This window comes from Streptomyces sp. NPDC050738, from assembly GCF_040654175.1.
Taxonomy (GTDB): Bacteria; Actinomycetota; Actinomycetes; order Streptomycetales; family Streptomycetaceae; genus Streptomyces.
The window spans coordinates 307,045-325,080 of sequence record NZ_JBFAHN010000004.1; the positions used below are offsets into that span (position 1 = coordinate 307,045).

Genomic DNA, 18,036 nt, shown 5'->3' on the forward strand with positions numbered 1-18,036 from the left:
GACACGCCCCGCTTCCCGGGCCCAGTAACCTCGATGGTGTGGACCCGAAAACCAGGAACCGGATCATGGCCGGTGTGCTCGTGCTGATGTTCGTCGTCGTCGCCGTGGCGGCCGCCGTCGGAAACTGACGGCGACCGCTCACCGCGCTGCCGCTGCTACCAGGCGAAGGCCTCGGGGGAGGGGCCCGTACCGGGGAAGATCTCCTCCAGTCCGGTGAGGACCTCATCCGACAGCTCCAGTTCGACCGCCCGCAGCGCGGAGTCGAGCTGCTCCTGCGTGCGCGGGCCGACGATCGGACCCGTGATCCCGGGGCGCGTCAGCAGCCAGGCCAGGGCGGCCTCGCCCGGCTCCAGACCGTGCTTCTCCAGCAGGTCCTCGTACGACTGGATCTGCGCGCGCTTGGCAGGATCGGCCAGCGCATCGGCCGCACGGCCCGACGCCCTGCGCCCGCCCGCGACCTCCTTCTTGATCACACCGCCGAGCACCCCGCCGCCCAGCGGCGACCACGGGATGACCCCGAGGCCGTACTCCTGCGCGGCCGGGATGACCTCCATCTCGGCGCGGCGCTCGCTGAGGTTGTAGAGGCACTGCTCGCTGACCAGGCCGACGCTGCCGCGGCGGGCGGCCGCCTCGTTCGCCTGGGCGATCTTGTAGCCGGGGAAGTTCGACGAGCCGGCGTAGAGGATCTTGCCCTGCTGGATCAGGACGTCGATCGCCTGCCAGATCTCGTCGAACGGCGTCGAGCGGTCGATGTGGTGGAACTGGTAGATGTCGATGTAGTCGGTCTGCAGCCGCTTGAGCGACGCCTCGACGGCCCGGCGGATGTTGACCGCGGAGAGCTTGTCGTGGTTGGGCCAGGCATCGCCGTCGGCGGCCATGTTGCCGTACACCTTGGTGGCCAGGACGGTCTTGTCGCGGCGCTCGCCGCCCTTGGCGAACCAGCTGCCGACGATCTCCTCGGTGCGGCCCTTGTTCTCGCCCCAGCCGTAGACGTTCGCGGTGTCGAAGTAGTTCACGCCCGCGGAGAGCGCGGAGTCCATGATGGCGTGGCTGTCGGCCTCGTCGGTCAGCGGACCGAAATTCATCGTGCCGAGGACGAGACGGCTGACCTTGAGTCCGGTGCGTCCGAGCTGTGTGTACTTCATGAGGTCCAAGCCAACGCCTTGAAGCGCGCTCTAATCAAGGCCCTCAGGATGTTCGGGAGTACGGACCGCCCAACTCCCATGCCTGATGCATGGTGTCGGCGAAGGCGGCCGCCAGCTTGTGCTCGCCCGAGGCGTTGGGGTGGGTGCCGTCGTAGGTGTCGTGGTGGATGTCGTATGTCGCCGGGCGCGAGGCCAGGAGCAGCGGCGAACGGGGTTCGTCCGCGTTCGCGACCGTCTTCGCCAGCAGGGTGTTGAAGTGCGCGACCTCCGCCGCGAACGGGGCGTCCGTCTCCGCGCGGATGTTGGGGATCACCGGGAGGATCACCATCCGGATGCGGGGATTTTCCGTGCGGGCCGCCTCGATGAAGCGGGCCGCGTTGGCTGCCGTCTGGTCCGCGTCCGTGTAGAAGCCCAGGTCGATCAGGCCCAGGGAGATCAGCAGGATGTCCGCCTGTGCGGTGCGGGTCTCCTCGGCGATCACCGGAGCCATGTGCATCCAGCCCTCGCCCCATCCCGCCAGGTGGGACTGGGGGAAGTCCGGGGCGGCGTACGACGTCGCGTCCTCGTGGAGGGCGGTGCGCGGGCCCACCAGGTCGAAGGGGGTGGGGAGCGTTGCGCGCAGGTGCTGCCACATGCGGTGACGCCAGGTGTGTTCGCCGGCGCTCCCTATGGTCATCGAGTCGCCTACACACATGAACCTGAGCATCCGCTCATCATGGTCGATCTTCAGGGCCCGCCGCATGTGAGGCCGGACACCCTGGCAGGCTGGGGGGCATGCGTGCGTATCAGGGGTGGCGGGGTTGGGCGGTCGTGGCGGGTGGCGCCCTGGCGATCGTCGTGGGCGGGGCGGGGGGTGCGCTCGCCGACGACGGGGGGTTCACCATCAAGGATCCCCGGATCAAGGAGTCCAGCGGGCTCGCGGCCTCGCGACTGCATCCCGGCGTGTACTGGACCCACAACGACAGCGACGACGGGCCGTACATCTACGCCGTCGACTCCAGGACCGGCGAGACCGTCGCCACCGTCACCATGAAGGGCGTGGGCGCGCCGCGTGACGTCGAGGCGATCTCGATCGGCCCCGACGGGGACATCTACGTCGGGGACATCGGGGACAACCTCGACGGGACGTGGAGCCATGTGTGGATCTACCGGTTCCCCGAGCCCAAGCAGCTGAAGGACGAGACCGTCCGCGCCACGCAGTACGTCGTGAAGTACGCCGACGGGCCGCGCAACGCGGAAGCGCTGATGGTGCAGCCCAAGACCGGGCGGGTCTACATCGCCTCGAAGAACGAGGACGGCGGTGGGCTGTACGTCGGGCCCAAGCAGCTCTCCGCGAAAGGCGTCAATGTCTTCCGGCGCATCCAGGACGACCTGCCCTGGGTGACCGACGGCGCCTTCTCGCCGGACGGGTCGCGGCTCGCGCTGCGCGGGTATTTCAGCGCGGCCGAGTACGCGTGGGAGCCGTCCGCGCACGGCGGCGACGGAGGGCTCGGCGAGCGGCATTCGGTGAGCGCGCCCTTCCAGGGGCAGGCCGAGTCGATGACGTACACGGCGGACGGATCGGCGCTGATGTTCGGCTCGGAGGGGGCGGAGAGCGACGTCGTACGGGTGGGGGTTGACCGGCCGAAGGGGAGCTCGGACGGGACGAAGTCGCCCACCAAGGACGGGAGTTCGTCGGCGGACGGGGGCGGGAACGGGGGCAAAGGGAACTCCGCCACCGTGCTCGGGGTGGGGGTGCTGGTCGCTGCGCTGCTCGGGTTCCTGGGGCTGCGGCGGATGTTCCGGCGCGGCTGACGGGGCGTAACCGACGGCGTAACTGACGGGGCGTGAGCGACGCGCCTAGCTGAGACGGTCGCGCTTGAGTGGCAGTGCTCCGGGGCCCGGGCTTGGCTGGACCGATGGAGATGGAGACCCGGCGCAGGCTCGAGCGCGTCAACCTGGTCGTACTCGCGGTGTCCGCCGTCTGTCTGGTGCTGGCGGTGCTCTGGTATCTGGCCGATACGAAGCCGGGCACGCTCGACCGCTGGTGGGCGGTCGTCATCACCGCGACCGTCTTCCTCATCACCACGGGCATCGCGATCATCCGCCCCTTCACCCTCACCCACCACCGCACCGTGGCGGCCTCCGTCATGGCCTCGGTGGTCTTCGCGGCCGGTATCGGCCTCACCTGGTCCATGGTCAGCACGGACAACGGCGCCGAGCCGATCGAAGGGACGCGGGTCGGGTCGCCGGCGGCGGCCGAGAAGTACCTGGACCAGCACGGCTCGAAGCGGATGCGGCACATTCCCACCGGGGTGATGGTCCAGCAGATGAAGTTCGGCGGGGCCAACGAGATCGATGTGTCCGGGTACGTCTGGCAGCGCCTCGCCGCCGATGTGCCGGAGCGCGTGCGCGGGGTGATCTTCCCGGAGGCGGAGAACTCCTATGGGCTCGACGAGGCGTACACGTACCAGCACGCCGACGGCTCGAAGACCATCGGCTGGTACTTCCAGGTCAAGCTCCGCCAGACCTTCGACTACCGGCACTATCCGCTCGACCGGCAGGACGTCTGGCTGAAGCTGTGGACCAAGGACAACACCCAGCAGACGGCGCTGGTGCCGGACTACAGCTCGTACCCGCCCTGGATGGACAGCAAGAAGTTCGGGATCGACGAGGGGCTCGTGCACGCGGACTGGATGCCGTACTTCTCCACCTGGAGCTATGTGCAGCACGACCACCGCTCCACGCAGGGCTCCAACGCCCGTGAGTACGTCAACCCGGGCGTCTGGTCCGACCTCTACTTCAACATCGGGACGAAGCGCGCCTGGGTCGGCTCGATGTTCGACAGCCTGATCAGGACGCTGATCGTCGCGGTGATCGCCTTCCTGGCGCTGTTCCTCTACACGAAGGCGGACGACGACCGGCGTGCCGTCTTCGGCTTCTCGACGTGGGGCGCGATCACCTTCACGATGTCCACGCTGCTGGTGATCGTGGTCGACCAGGCGCAGGTGCGCAGTGCGACGGGCGGCGGGATGCTCACGTATCTGGAGTGCTTCGCGTACGTCATGTACGCGGTGATCCTGGGCGTCTCCCTGAACGCGGTGCTGCTGACGGCCCGCCGCGAGGTCCGCCCGGTGGAGTGGGCGGACAACCGGCTGCCCAAGCTGCTGTACTGGCCGGCGCTGCTGGGGCTGCTGCTCGCGGTGACCCTGCTGTTCTTCTCCGACTACCCCTAGCCGTCCCGCTACTCGCCGAGGGCCCGCACCTCGTAGTGGAGCGTCTTGTCGCGCATCAGGCGGTGGACGACCGGCACTCCGACGCCGTGCATGACGGGGTGCTTGCGGCGCAGCAGCCGCGCCGCGCGCCTGCACTCGTCGGTGCCCTCTTCGAGCAGTCGCGTCCGCGCCTTGAAGGCGGGGCCCGTGGGTGTGCCGCGCAGGGTGGAGGGGGCGATCTCCACCTCGGGGAAGTTGCGCATCCGCTTGGCCTTGCCTGCGGAGGCGTACGTACGGATGTAGGCGTGGTCGCCGTCCACGGCGATGGAGACGGGGGTGCCCACGCTGGTGCCGTCGCGCTTGTGGGTGGTGAGGAGGACGGCGTACTGCTTGACGAGGGGGGCGAGCACGGGGCTCGCTTGAGGTTTCATGCCTTCCATCCATGCACGGGAAAAGGGACCTGTCATCCCCTGGTTCCGTGCGTATCCTCGCCGGATGCCACTGCTGCCGATGCACACCGAGCGACTCGATCTGCTGCCGCTGGAGGTCGGGTTCGCCGAGGAGATGGCCGGGGTGCTGGCCGACCCCGAGCTGCCGGTCGAAGCGCTGCGGGCCCGGTACGTACGGCAGGTCGCGGGGGCGCCCGAGCCCGGGGTGGAGTGGTGGAACTGGGTGATCCGGCTGCGGGAGGAAGGGCGGCTCGTGGGGTACGTGCAGGCCACCGTCGTGGCGAGGACCGTCGAAGTCGCCTGGGTGGTCGGGGAGCCGTGGCAGCGGCGGGGGATCGCGTCCGAGGCCGCGGGGGAGCTCGTGGGGGTGCTGACGGGGGAGGCCGGAGTGCGGAAATCCGGAGTGCGGGAGGTCATCGCGCATATCGATCCCGCGAACGTGGCGTCGGGCGCTGTGGCCAGGGGAGTCGGGCTCGCGCCCACCGACGAGACGCACGACGGGGAAGTGCGGTGGCGGCTCGTCGTCGCGTGAGGGGGTGACGGTGGGGGTGCACAGGCGTTTACCCTGGGGGTGAACGCCTGTGCACCCCCGTCGTGCCGCCAGAGATCCCACGGAGCGCCATGCCCCCCGCGATATCCGAATCCGCCGAATCCGCCGAATCCGCCGAGGTCACCGAGGCCCCGCACCCCCGCATGATGGTCGGCGTCCTCGCCTTCTGCGGGGTCGTCGTCGCCGTCATGCAGACCCTGGTCGTGCCGCTGCTGCCGCACGTGCCCGCCCTCACCGGGGCCACGCCGTCCGCCGCGAGCTGGCTGGTGACCGTGACCCTGCTCACGGGGGCCGTGTGCACGCCCGTCCTCGGCCGCGTCGGCGACATGTACGGCAAGCGGCGCGTGCTCGTCGCCGCGCTCGGGGTGCTGGTCGTGGGGTCCGTGCTCTGCGCCGTCAGCTCCGACATCGGGGTGCTCATCGCGGGGCGCGCCCTCCAGGGCGCCGCGCTCGCCGTCGTACCGCTGGGCATCAGCATCATGCGCGACGAACTGCCGCCCGCCCGGGTGCTGTCGTCCGTCGCGCTGATGAGTTCGACGCTGGGGATCGGGGCGGCCGTGGGGCTGCCGATCGCCGCGCTGGTCATCGAGCACTCCGACTGGCACACCATGTTCTGGGCCTCGGCCGGTCTCGGGCTGCTGGACGTGGTGCTGGTGCTCGTCTTCGTACCGGAGTCGCCGCTGCGGGCCCGGGGGCGCTTCGACGTGGTGGGCGCGATCGGCCTTTCGGGCGCGCTCGTGGCGCTGCTGCTCGCCGTGACGCAGGGCGGGGAGTGGGGATGGGGGTCCACGCGGATCGTGGGGCTCTTCGTCGCCGCCGTCGTGATCGGACTGGCGTGGGGCTTCTACGAGATGCGGGTCTCCTCGCCGATGGTGGACCTGCGGGTCTCGGCCAGGCCCGCCGTACTGCTCGCCAACATCGCGGCCCTGCTCATCGGGTTCTCCTTCTACGCCAACTCGCTCGTCACCGGGCAGATGGTCCAGGAGCCGAAGGTGACCGGATACGGGCTCGGTGCGTCCATCGTCGTCAGCGGGCTCTGTCTGCTGCCCGGCGGGATCACCATGGTCGCGCTGTCGCCGATCTCGGCCCGCATATCGACTTCGCGCGGGCCCAAGGTGACTCTCGGCCTCGCGGCCGTCGTCATGATCGTCGGGTATGTGCTGCGGTTCTTCACCAGCCACAGCCTGCTCATGATCATCATCGGGGCCACCGTCGTCTCCTCCGGCACCGCTCTCGCCTATTCGGCACTGCCCTCGCTCGTCATGCGCGCCGTCCCCGTCAGCGAGACCGGAGCCGCCAACGGGCTCAACACCCTGATGCGGTCCGTGGGTCAGGCCTTCTGCAGTGCGGTCGTCGCCGCCGTACTCGCCAACGTCACCTTCCAGGTCGGCGGGCACACCGCCCCCACCCTGCACGCGTATCTGCTGGTCTTCCTGATCGCCGGGGGCGCCGCACTCGCCGCGCTGCTCGTGACGCTGGGTCTGCCGGGGCGTACCGCATCCGTCGCCGGTACGGTCGAGGTCAGGGGATCCAAAACGCTTGCCCAGGAGGGTGCATGACCGCCGACGCCGGGGCCGGCAGTACGGGGCGCGACGCCATCCTGCGCGCCGCACGCCGGGCCTTCACCCTGCAGCCGTACGCCCAGGTGACCATGCGGGGCATCGCCGCCGACGCGGGCGTGAGCGCCTCGCTGATCGTGAAGCGCTTCGGGACGAAGGAGCAGCTTTTCAGTACGGTGACGGACTTCGGGCCCGCCGCCGACGAGCTGTTCGACGCGCCGCTGGAGGGGCTCGGACGGCACATGGTGCTCTCCCTGCTGAAGACCCGGCGCGAACAGCAGGTCGATCCGCTGCTGCGGGTGGTCTTCGGGCTCGGCAACCAGGACGAGCGCTCCCTGATGAAGGAGCGGTTCCGCAAGCAGGTGACGGAGCGGCTCGCCGGTCGACTCGACGGGGACCAAGCCCAGTTGAGGGCCGAACTGATCGTCGGGATGCTGCTCGGGCTGGGCGCTGCCATCGGCCTCAACCGGCCCGACAGCGCGGCCGAGGCCGCCGACCCCGGGCACCTCGCCGATGTGTACGCGCCCGCACTTCAGGCGCTGGTGGTACGTGCATGACGAAGGCCCCCGGCGCGGGTGGTGCTGTGCGCCGGGGGCCTCGTGTCGGGTGCGTAACCCTTACAGCTTCTCGATGACGTAGTCGATGCAGGCCGTCAGGGCCTCGACGTCCGCCGGGTCGATCGCCGGGAACATCGCCACGCGCAGCTGGTTGCGGCCCAGCTTGCGGTACGGCTCGGTGTCCACGATGCCGTTGGCGCGCAGCGCCTTGGCGATGGCGGCCGCGTCGATGGAGTCGTCGAAGTCGATCGTGCCGATGACCTGCGAGCGCTTGGCCGGGTCGGTGACGAACGGCGTCGCGTACGACGCCTTCTCGGCCCAGGTGTAGAGGCGCGAGGAGGAGTCGGCGGTGCGTCCCGTGGTGAAGTCCAGGCCGCCCTGGGAGTTCATCCAGGTGAGCTGTTCGTTGAGGAGGAACAGCGTGGCGAGGGCGGGGGTGTTGTACGTCTGGTTCTTGAGGGAGTTGTCGATCGCCGTCGGGAGGCTGAAGAACTCCGGGATGTGGCGGCCCGACGCGTGGATCGCGGCCGCGCGGTCCAGGGCTGCCGGGGAGAAGATGCCGATCCACAGGCCGCCGTCGGAGGCGAAGGACTTCTGCGGGGCGAAGTAGTAGACGTCCGTCTCGGTGATGTCGACCGGGAGGCCGCCCGCGCCCGACGTGGCGTCGACGAGGACGAGTGCGCCTTCGTCCGCGCCCGCGACGCGCTTGATGGGGGCCGCGACACCGGTGGAGGTCTCGTTGTGGGTGAGGGCGTAGACGTCGACGCCTGCCTCGGCCTGCGGGTCCGGGTGGGTGCCCGGGTCGGAGGCGATCACGGAGGGGGCTTCCAGCCAGGGAGCCAGCTTGGAGGCCTTGGCGAACTTGGAGGAGAACTCACCGAAGTTGAGGTGCTGGGACTTCGAGGAGATCAGTCCGTGCGTCGCCACGTCCCAGAAGGCGGTGGAGCCGCCGTTGCCCAGGATGACCTCGTATCCCTCGGGGAGGGAGAAGAGATCGCGCACGCCTTCGCGCACCGCGCCGACCAGGTTCTTGACCGGGGCCTGGCGGTGGGACGTGCCGAGGAGAGAGGTGCCGGTGGCGGCCAGGGCGTCCAGCGCCTCCGTACGCACCTTGGAGGGGCCCGCGCCGAAACGGCCGTCGGCGGGCTTGATGTCAGCGGGAATCTGGAGATCAGCCACGCGTGGAGCGTAGCTCCTTGGGGTGGGGGGCGTGGAAGGGGGTCCGGGGGGTGAGACGGGGGCGCCACGGAGTGGAACGGGGAGCGGGTGCGCCCGGGGCCTTCGGGGGCTCGGCCCCCGGGACCCCGCCCCGGGCGCCCGCTCCTCAAGGGGTGATCAGGCCAGCGTCACGGGCAGGTCGTGCAGGTCGTTCTGGGTGACCACCGGCTTGTTGCGGAGTTCCGTCGCCGGGACCGCCAGGTCCAGGCCGGGGAAGCGGGCGTACAGCGCCGGGAGCGCCACCCCCGCCTCCAGGCGGGACAGTGCCGCGCCGGGGCACACGTGCGGGCCGTGGCCGAAGGAGATGTGCCGGTTCACGGAGGTGCGCGTGATGTCGAAGGCGCCCGCCGTCTCGCCGTGCGCCTGCTCGTCGCGGCCTATCGCGCCGAAGGAGACGATCAGGCCCTCGCCCTTGGGCAGGACCGTGTCGCCCACCTCGATGTCCTCCGCCGCGAAGCGGATCAGGACGTGCGAGGTCGGCGTCGACCAGCGCAGGGTCTCCTCGATCACGTTCTCCCACGGGACCTCGCCCGACAGGACCAGCGCGCGCTGCTCGGGGTGCGTCTGCAGCGCCACCACCGCGTTGACGATCAGCGAGATCGTCGTCTCGTGGCCCGCCGCGATCATCAGCTGGAGGGTGTTGGTGATCTCTTCCGTCGTGAGGTGGTCGCCGTCCTCCGAGGCCGCGATCAGCGCGCTGGTCAGGTCGTCGCCCGGGTTCGCCCGCTTCGACTCGACGACCCGGGAGAAGAGCGCGGCCAGGTCCGCCATCATCTGCGGGACCTCCTCCGGCGCCGTCTGCGTCGAGAAGAACTTCTCGAACAGGGTCTTCAGCTCCGGGTGGTCCGCCTCGTCCACGCCCATCAGGTCGCTGACCACCGCCATGGGGAGGGGATAGGCGAACTCCGCCTTGAGGTCGACGGGGCCGACGCCCTCACGGGCCGACAGGCGGTCCAGGTTCGCCTCCGTGAGCTTCTCGATGCCCTCGCGCAGGCGCTCCACCCTTCGTACGGTCAAGGCCTGCGCGACCAGCGTCCGCAGCCGCCGGTGGTCCTCGCCGTCCACGGTCAGCATGGAGCGGCCCGGGTTGGCCAGGCCGATCAGCGGCCAGTCCGCCGGGATCTCGCCGCGCTGCCAGGCGCCCCAGACGTTGATGTCCTTCACCAGGCGTGCGTCGGTGAGGAGTTGGCGGGCAGCGGCGTGGTGGGTGACCGCGTAGCACGGCACTCCGCCCGGGAGCACCACGCGCGCGAGCGGGCCCGCGGCGCGCAGGGTCGCGCTCTCGGCGTCGAGGTCCGCGACGAAGGGGTCGAGGACGATGGCGGCGGCGCCCGTGCCGGTGGTGTGGTCGATCGGGCAGGTCATCGGGTGCCTCCGAGGGCGGGGGTCGACGTGAAGGTGATGGGGAGCGTGGAGAGGCCGCGCAGCCACGGCGAAGGGCGGCGGGTCAGCGCGTCGTCCGGGGTGGCGAGGTCGAGGTCGGGGAGGCGGTCCAGGAGGACCTCGATTCCCGTACGGGCGATGACCTCGGCGACTTCCTGGGCGGGGAAGGGGCAGCGGTGCTCGCCGTGGCCGAAGGAGAAGTGGGCGTTGTTGCCGCCGGTCAACTCCGAGGCGTGCGTGCGGATCTGGGGGTCGGCGTTGGCCGCCGCGATACCCAGGAGCAGGAGGTCGCCCGCCTTGATGTGGTGCCCGCCCAGGGTGGTTTCGCGCGAGGCCCAGCGGCCGGCGACGTTCTGGGTGGGGGTGTCCTCCCAGAGGACTTCGTTCATGGCTTCGGCGACGCTGTGCCGGCCGCCCGAGAGGGAGGCGGCGAAGCGGTCGTCGGTCAGCATCAGGCGCAGGGAGTTGCCGATCCAGTCGGCGGTGGGCTGGTGGCCGGCCGCCATCATCACCATCAGGTCCTGGGCGATCTCCTCGGTCGTGAAGCCCGAGGGGTCGGCGAGCATGCGCGAGGCGACATCGTTGCCAGGGACGGCCCTTTTCGCGCTGAGGAGTTCGAACATCGACTTGCCGAGGTGGCTCTGGCCTGCGAGGGCGTCCTCGCGGCCGTCGATCATGTCGTTCATGGCCTTGACGAGGCCGGGGCCCTGCTCGTCCGCGAAGCCGTAGAGGTGGGCGAGGACGCGGACGGGCAGCAGCATCGCGTACCGGCCGATGATCTCGGTGGTGCCGGTGCCGCAGAACGCGTCGATCAGCTCGTCCGCGAACTGCTCGGCCAGGCGCCGCAGTTCGAAGGGGTCGACCGCTTCGAGCGCATCGCTGATCATGGCCGCGCGCTCGCGGTGGCGCTCGCCGACCGTGTAGAGGATCGACGGCTGCTTGCGGCCGATCATCGGGAGCAGCGGCCAGTCGGCGGGGATGCGCTCCCACTGGTTCCAGAGGTCGGAGTCGCGGCTGAAGAGCACCGGATCGCCGGTGACGAGGTGGAGCTCGCGGTAGTCGAGCACCAGCCAGGCCGGGATGCCGCCGTCGAGGACGACGGGCGCCACCGGTCCGTGCGTATCACGCAACTCCCGGTAGAGCGGGGTGGGTTCGACGTGGAAGCGCGGGCCGCTGAGCGGGGCGGGTGCGGCGGATGCGGGGGATCCGTGGGCCACGGGGCATCCGGTGGGCGCGGCGTGCGTGGTCATGAAGTGCTGGGCTCCCGGGCGGCGGCGGAGAGGGCGTGCAGGTGCTGGAGCAGGGCGATGAGGACGTACTTGGACGACGTACGGTCGCGGGCGTCGCAGTCGATCAGCGGTACGTCGGGGTGGAGGTCGAGCGCCGCGCGGAGCTGTTCGGGGGTGTGGATCGAGCCGCCGAAGTCGTTGCACGCCACGATGAACGGGGTGCCGTGGTGCTCCAGGCGGTCGATGGCGTACCAGGAGTCGGCGAGCCGGCGGGTGTCGACGAGGACGACCGCGCCGAGCGTGCCGGCGAAGAGCCGGTCCCAGAGGAACCAGAATCTCTCCTGGCCGGGCGCGCCGAAGAGATAGAGCACCGTGCGTTCGTCGATGGTGATGCGGCCGAAGTCGAAGGCGACGGTGGTCGAGGTCTTGTTGCGTACGGCCGAGGTGTCGTCGACCGGGCGGCCCGCCTCGGTCATCGTCTCCTCGGTGTTGAGGGGGCGGATCTCGCTGACCGAGCGGACCATCGTCGTCTTGCCCACGCCGAAGCCGCCGACGATGACGATCTTGAGACCGTTGTCGGCCGTCGCGGAGAGAGCCTCTGTGTTTCCTCGTTCAGAGGTTGCGGAGTCCAACGAGCACCTGTTCCAGGATGGTGGGGTCGGGGAGCCGGTCGGCGGCGCGGGCGGTGCGCGGGTGGCGGGCGCTGATCCGGCCCGTGTCGAGCAGGTCGCAGAGCAGGATCCGGGTGATGGAGACCGGGAGTTGGAGGTGGGCGGCGATCTCCACGACCGCGGTGGGGCGTTCGCAGAGACGCAGGATCGCCTTGTGCTCCGACTGCATGCCGGGCGCCGGGTCGCACTCGCCGACGATGAGCGTCACGAGGTCGAAGGTGTCGACCGCGTTGGAGCGGCTGCGACCGCCGGTGACGGTGTAGAGCCGGTCCGGGTTGTCGTTGCGGCCCGGGCGGGGCGGGGGCGGCGGAGTCATTGGCGCGGCTCGGCGGCGAGGTGGTCGCCGAGCTGCTCGACGAGTTCGCTCATGTTGTGGCCGATGAGGCCGACGTCCGCGGACTCGTCCGCCACGACGGCGAGATGGGCGCCGTCGCCCGCCTCGACGATGAAGAGGATGCCGCCGTAGAACTCCGCCATCGCGGTCCGTACGCCGCCGGTGCCGTCGCCGAACTCGACGGAGGCTCCGTGGGAGAGGGACTGGATGCCGGCGGAGATGGCGGCCAGCTGGTCGGCCTGGTCGACGGAGAGCTCGGGGGTGCGGCAGAGCTTGAGGCCGTCACGGGAGAGGACGAGCGCGTGGCGGGCGCCGGGAGTGCGCTCCAGGAGGCTCTCCAGCAGCCAGTTGAGCTTCTCGTCGGTGGTGGTGGTCATTCGGATGTGCCTGTGCCTTCCGGTCGCGGGGGGTTGGGGGTGCCCGGGGTGGTGCTGGGCGCGGCGCTCGTGGCGGCGCCCGGGCGTACGGCCTGGCGGAAGGTGCTGAAGCGGGCCGCTGCGGTGGTGGAGGACTCGGAGTCGGTCTCGGCCTCGGCTCTACGGGGCCGGGGGACGGCGGGGGCCGCCGGGAAGTCCGGGTGCGCGGCGGCCATGGTGGCGCCGCGGCGGCGGCGGGGGAGGCCGCCCAGGTCGGGGTCGGGGTCGGGCGCGGAATCGAGGGTGTCGGCTTCCGGGGCGGGGGTGGTGTCCGGGGCGGGCTCAGGGGCCTTACGGGGTGCGGGTGTTGCGGGCGGGGTGGCTGCCGCTGCCTCTGCCGGTGCCGGCTCCTGTGCTGCGGCCGGTGCCGGGTTCACGGCCGGGCGGCGGGTGATCAGGTCCTGGGGGAGCAGCATCAGGACGCCCGTGCCGCCTCGCGCCGAGGGGCGGAAGGAGACGGTCAGTCCGTGCTTGCGGGCCAGCCGGCCCACGACCGCGAGTCCGAGGCGGGTCCCGGAGAGACCCGCGAGGTCGAGCTGGCGGGTGGCGTCGGCGTCCACCGCCTTCTCGGCGCGGCGGAGTTGGACCTCGCTCATCACCAGGCCGCTGTCCTCGACGGTGAGGATGACCCCGGCCGGGACCTCCTCGACGTACACATGGACCTCGGCGGTGGGCGGCGAGAAGTTGGCAGCGTTGTCAAGGAGTTCCGCGAGGGCGTGCATGACGCCTTCCGCCGCGTGCCCCGCGATGGCGATCTCGCTGGTGGAGTGCAGCCGCACCCGCTGATAGCCGGAGATCCGGCCCATCGCGCCGCGCAGGATCGACTCCATGACGATCGGCTTGGCCCAACGCCGCCCGGAGCGCGCTCCGGTGAGGACCGCGATGGAGTCGGCGAGCCGTCCGGCCTGGGCCGTGCGGTGGTCGAGGTGGAGGAGGTCGCCGAGCACGTCCTCGTCGGAGTGGCGGTGTTCCATGTCGCGCAGGTCGGCGAGCATGCCGGTGGCCAGGGCCTGCATGCGGCCCGCGGCGTTGGCCGCGGCGGAGAGCGCGGCGGCGCGCTGCGACTCGGCGCGGGAGGTCGCGGCTTCGGCACGGGCGGTCTCGGCCTTCAGCTCGGCCTCCCGTGCGCCGAACCGGTCCTGGGCCACGCCCATTTCGGAGATACGGGCGCGGAGTCCGCGCGCGGTGCGCCGGGCGTGCGCCGCGACGGCGACGGCGGCGCAGAGCAGCACGGCGAGTGCGCCCAGGCACCAGACGAGTGTGGCGGTCATCAATCGGAGTCCTCATGGACGGATGGGACAGGCGGGACGGACCGGGCGAAATGGAAGCGTCGGTTCCTGAGCAATGCCTGGCAACTATAGGAGAGTTGGTGATCACTTTGGGGAGTTCTTGGTGTGGAGATTGTTGATACCGGTGCACATTTCGCCCAGGTGCATCCTGGTGTGATGGGACTCGAACTCGAGGAAAAACTCCGGAGGACCGTGCGGGGCGAGATCGACTTCGGATCGGCCGCCCGCGCGCTGATGACGATGGACGCCTCCAATTACCGAAGGGTGCCGTTGGGCGTGGTCGCCCCGCGCGACGCCGAGGACGTCGCCGCGACCCTCGCCGCCTGCCGGGAGGCGGGCGTTCCGGTTGTGCCGCGCGGAGGCGGGACGTCGATCGCCGGTCAGGCGACCGGAGTCGGCGTGGTACTGGACTTCACGCGCCATATGCGGACGGTGGCGGAGGTGGACCCCGAGGCGCGTACGGCGGTCGTCCAGCCCGGCGTCGTACTCGACGAGCTGCGGGCTGCGGCGGGGGCGTACGGGCTGACCTTCGGGCCCGATCCGTCCACGCACAGCCGCTGCACGCTCGGCGGCATGATCGGCAACAACTCCTGCGGCTCGCACTCGGTGGCGTGGGGGACGACCGCCGACAGCGTGAGCGGTCTCACGGTGCTCGGCTACGGGGGCGAGCGGTGGCGGCTCGGGCAGGGCTGGGAGGGGGCGCCTTCCGGTCTCCGCCCGCTGGTGGAAGGGAACTTGGCGCTGCTGCGGACGGGGTATCCGCAGGGGCTGCCGCGACGGATCTCGGGCTACGCGGTCGATGCGCTGCTGCCCGAGAACGGAGTCGATCTCGCGCGGGCCTTCTGCGGCAGCGAGGGCACGCTCGGGGTGGTGACGGAGGCGACCGTCAAGCTGGTGGAGTCGCCCCGGGCGCGGGCGCTCGCGGTGCTCGGGTACGCGGACGAGAGCGCGGCGGCGGAGGCGGCGGCCGGGCTGTTGTCAGTGGGTCCGCTTACGGTGGAGGGCATGGCGGCGGACCTGGTCAGGGACGCGGGGGACCGGGCCGGGCTGCCTCGGGGCGGGGCATGGCTGTTCGTGGAGATGGGGGGCGAGGGGGCTGGGGAAGCGCGGGCCAGGGCTGAGGAGTTGGTGCGGGGCGCGGACGCCCTGGACGGGATGGTGGTCGACGATCCGGCGCGGCAGCGGGCGCTGTGGCGGGTACGGGAGGACGCCAGCGGGACGGCGACCCGGATGGCCGACGGGAGCGAGGCCTGGCCGGGGTGGGAGGACTGCGCGGTGCCGCCCGCCCGGCTCGGGGCGTATCTGCGGGACTTCCGCGGGCTGTTGGGGGAGCACGGACTGCGCGGGACTCCGTACGGACACTTCGGGGACGGCTGCATCCACGTACGGATCGACTTCGACCTGCTGAGCAAGGAGGGGGTGCAGGGCTTCCGCCGCTTCTCGGAGGAGCTGGCCGACCTGGTGGTCGCGCACGGCGGATCGCTGTCGGGCGAGCACGGGGACGGGCAGGCGCGGGCCGAGCTGCTGCCGAAGATGTACGGGGACGAACTGGTGGATGTCTTCGGCCGGTTCAAGGACGTCTGGGACCCGTCGGGCGGTATGAACCCCGGCATGCTCGCCCGCCCGGACCGCCTCGACGAGAACCTCCGCTTCGAGGTGCTTCCCCGCGAGCCGGTCCCGGTCGCCTTCGGCTACCCGCACGACGGCGGGGACTTCTCGGCGGCGGTGCGCAGGTGCGTAGGGGTCGCCAAATGCCGTACGACAGAGCCCACTTCAGGCGTCATGTGCCCGTCCTTCCGGGCCACCGGCGAGGAACAGCACTCCACCAGGGGACGGGCCCGCCTGCTGCACGAGATGCTCGCGGGGGAGGTGGTGACGGACGGCTGGCAGTCGGAGGAGGTACGGGACGCGCTCGACCTCTGCCTGTCCTGCAAGGGGTGCAGGAGCGACTGCCCGGTGGGCGTGGACATGGCCACGTACAAGGCGGAATTCCTTCACCACCACTACGAAGGCCGGCGCCGCCCGGCCTCGCACCACGCGATGGGGCGCCTGCCGGAGTGGCTGCGGCTGGCGGCAAGGCTGCGGCTCGCGCCGCTGCTGAACGCGGGCGCGAAGGTCACCCCGCTCGCCGCGATCGCCAAGCGCGCAGGCGGGATCGCCCCGGAGCGGATGCTCCCCACGGTGGCGCGCGAGACCTTCTCGCGGTGGTGGTGGAAGCGGCTGATGCGGGAGGCGACGGCGGGCCGGCTGCGGAGTCGCGGAGACGGACCCGAGGTGCTGCTCTGGCCTGACACCTTCACCAATCACCTCGACCCGGGGGTGGGGCGGGCCGCGCTCAAGGTCCTGGAGGCGGCCGGTATCGGCGTGATGCTCCCGCCGGAGGCAGAGCTGCCCGTGCCGTACGCAGAACTGGAGCGGGCCGCCGAGCGCGGCGAGGACTTCACGCTGAGGATCCCGCGTCGGCTCCGTCGCGCCTCGGTCTGCTGCGGTCTGACGTACGTATCGACCGGGCAGCTGGACCGGGCCCGCGCCGTGATGCGCCGCACGCTGGACCTCCTCGACCCGCTGCTCGCGGACGGCGACCTGCCCGTCGTCGTCCTCGAACCGAGCTGTGCGGCCGCCCTCACCACCGACCTCCCCGAGCTCCTCGCCGACGACCCCCGCGCCCGGCGCCTGGCCGACCGGGTGCTCACCTTCGCGCAGGCGCTGGAGCGGTACGCGCCGGACTGGCAGCCCCCGCGCATCGACCGCCCCGTGGTGGGCCAGACGCACTGCCACCAGCACGCCGTCCTCGGCGACGAGGCGGAACGGCGCCTGCGCGAGCGCGCCGGACTGACGGGCGAACTGAGTGGCGGCTGCTGCGGTCTCGCCGGGAACTTCGGCTTCGAGCGCGGTCATTACGAGGTCTCCGTGGCCTGCGCGGAGGAGCAGCTGCTCCCGTCCGTACGGCAGGCGGACCCGGGGGCGGCGGTGCTGGCCGACGGCTTCTCCTGCCGTACGCAGCTGGAGCAGCTGGGCGGGGTGCGGGGGCGTCACCTGGCGGAGATCTTGGCAGCTGGACTGTAAGCGGGACCATGGGTGGTCGACCCTTACCCTGTAGGGATGGACCCGATCGCCCCCGCCGACGCCGCCCAGGCGCTAGCCCCTGCCCCCGCGCCCGCCCCCGCCGCCACGGCTCCCAGTCCTCGTGCGCGCTTCGGCCCGGTGGGTCTGGTCCTCGCGGGCGGGATCTCGGTGCAGTTCGGGGCGGCGGTCGCGGTGTGGCTGATGCCGCGGGTGGGCGCGCTGGGCGTGGTCTCGCTGCGGCTCCTCGTCGCCGCGGCGGTGCTCCTCGTGGTCTGCCGCCCGAGGGTGCGCGGCCTCTCGCGCGGCGACTGGGGCACGGTGCTGGTCTTCGGCGTCGCGATGGCGGGCATGAACGGCCTCTTCTACCAGGCCGCCGACCGCATCCCGCTGGGTGCGGCCGTCACCTTGGAGGTCCTCGGCCCCCTCGCCCTCTCCGTCTTCGCCGCCCGCCGCCTGGCGAGCGCGCTGTGGGCGGGGATCGCCCTGTGCGGGGTGGCGCTGCTGAGCGGCGGCGGCTTCGGCGGCATCGACCTGGTCGGGGCGGCCTTCGCGCTCGGCGCGGGCGCCATGTGGGCGGCGTACATCGTCTTCAGCGCGCGGACCGGCGCCCGTTTCCCCCGCGCGGACGGCCTCGCGCTCGCGATGGGCGTCGCGGCGGTGCTGATGCTGCCGCTGGGGATCGCGGACGCCGGCGCGAAGCTGCTCGTGCCGAGCACGCTCGCGCTGGGGGCGGCGGTGGCGCTGATGTCGTCGGTCCTCCCGTACACCCTGGAAATGCTCGCCCTGCGCCGCCTCCCGAACTCGGTCTTCGCGGTCCTGATGAGCCTGGAACCGGCGATCGCGGCGCTGGCGGGCTTCCTCGTACTGCACCAGTCGCTGTCCGCGCTGGACGCGCTCGCGATCTCGCTGGTGATCGTGGCGAGCATGGGCGCGGTGCGGTCGCAGGTCACGGGCAAGTAGGGCCGCCCGGCGGCCT

General features: G+C 71.3%; 17 protein-coding genes. 7 read left to right on the forward strand and 10 right to left on the reverse strand.

Translation table 11 applies throughout. From position 1 onward, the window contains the following. Nucleotides 1–155: 155 nt before the first annotated feature. Entirely contained in the window at nt 156–1,145 is a 990-nt protein-coding gene (locus tag AB0H78_RS13130; RefSeq protein WP_363234431.1) for an aldo/keto reductase, read from the reverse strand. Nucleotides 1,146–1,188: 43 nt separating this feature from the next. After that, nucleotides 1,189–1,851, reverse strand: a complete 663-nt coding sequence (locus AB0H78_RS13135) for a GDSL-type esterase/lipase family protein (RefSeq protein WP_363234669.1) — start codon at nt 1,849–1,851, stop codon at nt 1,189–1,191. A 68-nt stretch (nt 1,852–1,919) separates the two neighbouring features. Here AB0H78_RS13135 and AB0H78_RS13140 point away from each other — a divergent pair, with 68 nt between their 5' ends. Further along, on the forward strand, nt 1,920–2,939 hold the full coding sequence (locus AB0H78_RS13140) for a WD40 repeat domain-containing protein (protein ID WP_363234432.1): 1,020 nt from the start codon (nt 1,920–1,922) through the stop codon (nt 2,937–2,939). Between the two features lie 104 nt (nt 2,940–3,043). Beyond that, nucleotides 3,044–4,360, forward strand: coding sequence for a hypothetical protein (locus AB0H78_RS13145; RefSeq protein WP_363234433.1), 1,317 nt, complete (start codon nt 3,044–3,046; stop codon nt 4,358–4,360). An 8-nt stretch (nt 4,361–4,368) separates the two neighbouring features. Here the strand turns inward: AB0H78_RS13145 and AB0H78_RS13150 are convergent, their stop codons facing one another. Beyond that, the gene (locus tag AB0H78_RS13150) at nt 4,369–4,770 is read right to left on the reverse strand and encodes a PPOX class F420-dependent oxidoreductase (RefSeq protein ID WP_363234434.1); all 402 of its coding nucleotides are present in this window, start codon (nt 4,768–4,770) and stop codon (nt 4,369–4,371) included. A gap of 64 nt (nt 4,771–4,834) precedes the next feature. Here AB0H78_RS13150 and AB0H78_RS13155 point away from each other — a divergent pair, with 64 nt between their 5' ends. From AB0H78_RS13155 to AB0H78_RS13165, 3 genes are all read left to right on the forward strand, one after another. Then, a complete protein-coding gene (locus AB0H78_RS13155; protein ID WP_363234435.1) occupies nt 4,835–5,320 on the forward strand; it encodes a GNAT family N-acetyltransferase in 486 nt (161 codons plus the stop codon). Between the two features lie 161 nt (nt 5,321–5,481). Continuing rightward, nucleotides 5,482–6,897, forward strand: coding sequence for an MFS transporter (locus tag AB0H78_RS13160; protein ID WP_363234670.1), 1,416 nt, complete (start codon nt 5,482–5,484; stop codon nt 6,895–6,897). Beyond that, nucleotides 6,894–7,454: a TetR family transcriptional regulator gene (locus AB0H78_RS13165; protein ID WP_363234436.1), complete on the forward strand. Its 561-nt coding sequence runs from the start codon at nt 6,894–6,896 to the stop codon at nt 7,452–7,454. The genes AB0H78_RS13160 and AB0H78_RS13165 overlap by 4 nt, the downstream gene beginning before the upstream one ends. A gap of 60 nt (nt 7,455–7,514) precedes the next feature. Here the strand turns inward: AB0H78_RS13165 and serC are convergent, their stop codons facing one another. The 7 genes from serC to AB0H78_RS13200 all read right to left on the reverse strand — a co-directional run bounded on the left by serC (nt 7,515) and on the right by AB0H78_RS13200 (nt 13,976). After that, nucleotides 7,515–8,633 carry a phosphoserine transaminase gene (serC, locus tag AB0H78_RS13170; RefSeq protein ID WP_363234437.1) on the reverse strand — a complete coding sequence of 373 codons (1,119 nt, stop codon included), beginning with the start codon at nt 8,631–8,633 and terminating at the stop codon, nt 7,515–7,517. Between the two features lie 156 nt (nt 8,634–8,789). Continuing rightward, nucleotides 8,790–10,037 carry a cytochrome P450 gene (locus tag AB0H78_RS13175; protein WP_363234438.1) on the reverse strand — a complete coding sequence of 416 codons (1,248 nt, stop codon included), beginning with the start codon at nt 10,035–10,037 and terminating at the stop codon, nt 8,790–8,792. After that, entirely contained in the window at nt 10,034–11,305 is a 1,272-nt protein-coding gene (locus AB0H78_RS13180) for a cytochrome P450 (protein ID WP_363234439.1), read from the reverse strand. Before AB0H78_RS13180 ends, AB0H78_RS13175 begins: the two co-directional genes overlap by 4 nt. Continuing rightward, complete coding sequence (locus AB0H78_RS13185) at nt 11,302–11,916, reverse strand: ATP/GTP-binding protein (RefSeq protein WP_363234440.1); 615 nt, start codon at nt 11,914–11,916, stop codon at nt 11,302–11,304. Before AB0H78_RS13185 ends, AB0H78_RS13180 begins: the two co-directional genes overlap by 4 nt. Beyond that, nucleotides 11,897–12,271: a DUF742 domain-containing protein gene (locus tag AB0H78_RS13190; protein ID WP_363234441.1), complete on the reverse strand. Its 375-nt coding sequence runs from the start codon at nt 12,269–12,271 to the stop codon at nt 11,897–11,899. Before AB0H78_RS13190 ends, AB0H78_RS13185 begins: the two co-directional genes overlap by 20 nt. Further along, nucleotides 12,268–12,666, reverse strand: a complete 399-nt coding sequence (locus AB0H78_RS13195; RefSeq protein ID WP_363234442.1) for a roadblock/LC7 domain-containing protein — start codon at nt 12,664–12,666, stop codon at nt 12,268–12,270. Before AB0H78_RS13195 ends, AB0H78_RS13190 begins: the two co-directional genes overlap by 4 nt. After that, on the reverse strand, nt 12,663–13,976 hold the full coding sequence (locus AB0H78_RS13200; protein WP_363234443.1) for an ATP-binding protein: 1,314 nt from the start codon (nt 13,974–13,976) through the stop codon (nt 12,663–12,665). Before AB0H78_RS13200 ends, AB0H78_RS13195 begins: the two co-directional genes overlap by 4 nt. 174 nt (nt 13,977–14,150) lie before the next feature. Here AB0H78_RS13200 and AB0H78_RS13205 point away from each other — a divergent pair, with 174 nt between their 5' ends. Beyond that, nucleotides 14,151–17,060: an FAD-binding and (Fe-S)-binding domain-containing protein gene (locus tag AB0H78_RS13205; RefSeq protein WP_363234444.1), complete on the forward strand. Its 2,910-nt coding sequence runs from the start codon at nt 14,151–14,153 to the stop codon at nt 17,058–17,060. A 36-nt stretch (nt 17,061–17,096) separates the two neighbouring features. After that, the gene (locus AB0H78_RS13210; protein WP_363234445.1) at nt 17,097–18,020 is read left to right on the forward strand and encodes an EamA family transporter; all 924 of its coding nucleotides are present in this window, start codon (nt 17,097–17,099) and stop codon (nt 18,018–18,020) included. Nucleotides 18,021–18,036 lie beyond the last annotated feature (16 nt).

Excerpts from the sequence above, each read along its gene's own strand:
- AB0H78_RS13130 (WP_363234431.1), bottom strand. The coding sequence starts at position 1,145 with ATGAAGTACACACAGCTCGGACGCACCGGACTCAAGGTCAGCCGTCTC.
- AB0H78_RS13135 (WP_363234669.1), bottom strand. The coding sequence starts at position 1,851 with ATGCTCAGGTTCATGTGTGTAGGCGACTCGATGACCATAGGGAGCGCC.
- AB0H78_RS13140 (WP_363234432.1), top strand. The coding sequence starts at position 1,920 with ATGCGTGCGTATCAGGGGTGGCGGGGTTGGGCGGTCGTGGCGGGTGGC.
- AB0H78_RS13145 (WP_363234433.1), top strand. The coding sequence starts at position 3,044 with ATGGAGATGGAGACCCGGCGCAGGCTCGAGCGCGTCAACCTGGTCGTA.
- AB0H78_RS13150 (WP_363234434.1), bottom strand. The coding sequence starts at position 4,770 with ATGAAACCTCAAGCGAGCCCCGTGCTCGCCCCCCTCGTCAAGCAGTAC.
- AB0H78_RS13155 (WP_363234435.1), top strand. The coding sequence starts at position 4,835 with ATGCCACTGCTGCCGATGCACACCGAGCGACTCGATCTGCTGCCGCTG.
- AB0H78_RS13160 (WP_363234670.1), top strand. The coding sequence starts at position 5,482 with ATGATGGTCGGCGTCCTCGCCTTCTGCGGGGTCGTCGTCGCCGTCATG.
- AB0H78_RS13165 (WP_363234436.1), top strand. The coding sequence starts at position 6,894 with ATGACCGCCGACGCCGGGGCCGGCAGTACGGGGCGCGACGCCATCCTG.
- AB0H78_RS13175 (WP_363234438.1), bottom strand. The coding sequence starts at position 10,037 with ATGACCTGCCCGATCGACCACACCACCGGCACGGGCGCCGCCGCCATC.
- AB0H78_RS13180 (WP_363234439.1), bottom strand. The coding sequence starts at position 11,305 with ATGACCACGCACGCCGCGCCCACCGGATGCCCCGTGGCCCACGGATCC.
- AB0H78_RS13190 (WP_363234441.1), bottom strand. The coding sequence starts at position 12,271 with ATGACTCCGCCGCCCCCGCCCCGCCCGGGCCGCAACGACAACCCGGAC.
- AB0H78_RS13195 (WP_363234442.1), bottom strand. The coding sequence starts at position 12,666 with ATGACCACCACCACCGACGAGAAGCTCAACTGGCTGCTGGAGAGCCTC.
- AB0H78_RS13200 (WP_363234443.1), bottom strand. The coding sequence starts at position 13,976 with ATGACCGCCACACTCGTCTGGTGCCTGGGCGCACTCGCCGTGCTGCTC.
- AB0H78_RS13205 (WP_363234444.1), top strand. The coding sequence starts at position 14,151 with ATGGGACTCGAACTCGAGGAAAAACTCCGGAGGACCGTGCGGGGCGAG.
- AB0H78_RS13210 (WP_363234445.1), top strand. The coding sequence starts at position 17,097 with ATGGACCCGATCGCCCCCGCCGACGCCGCCCAGGCGCTAGCCCCTGCC.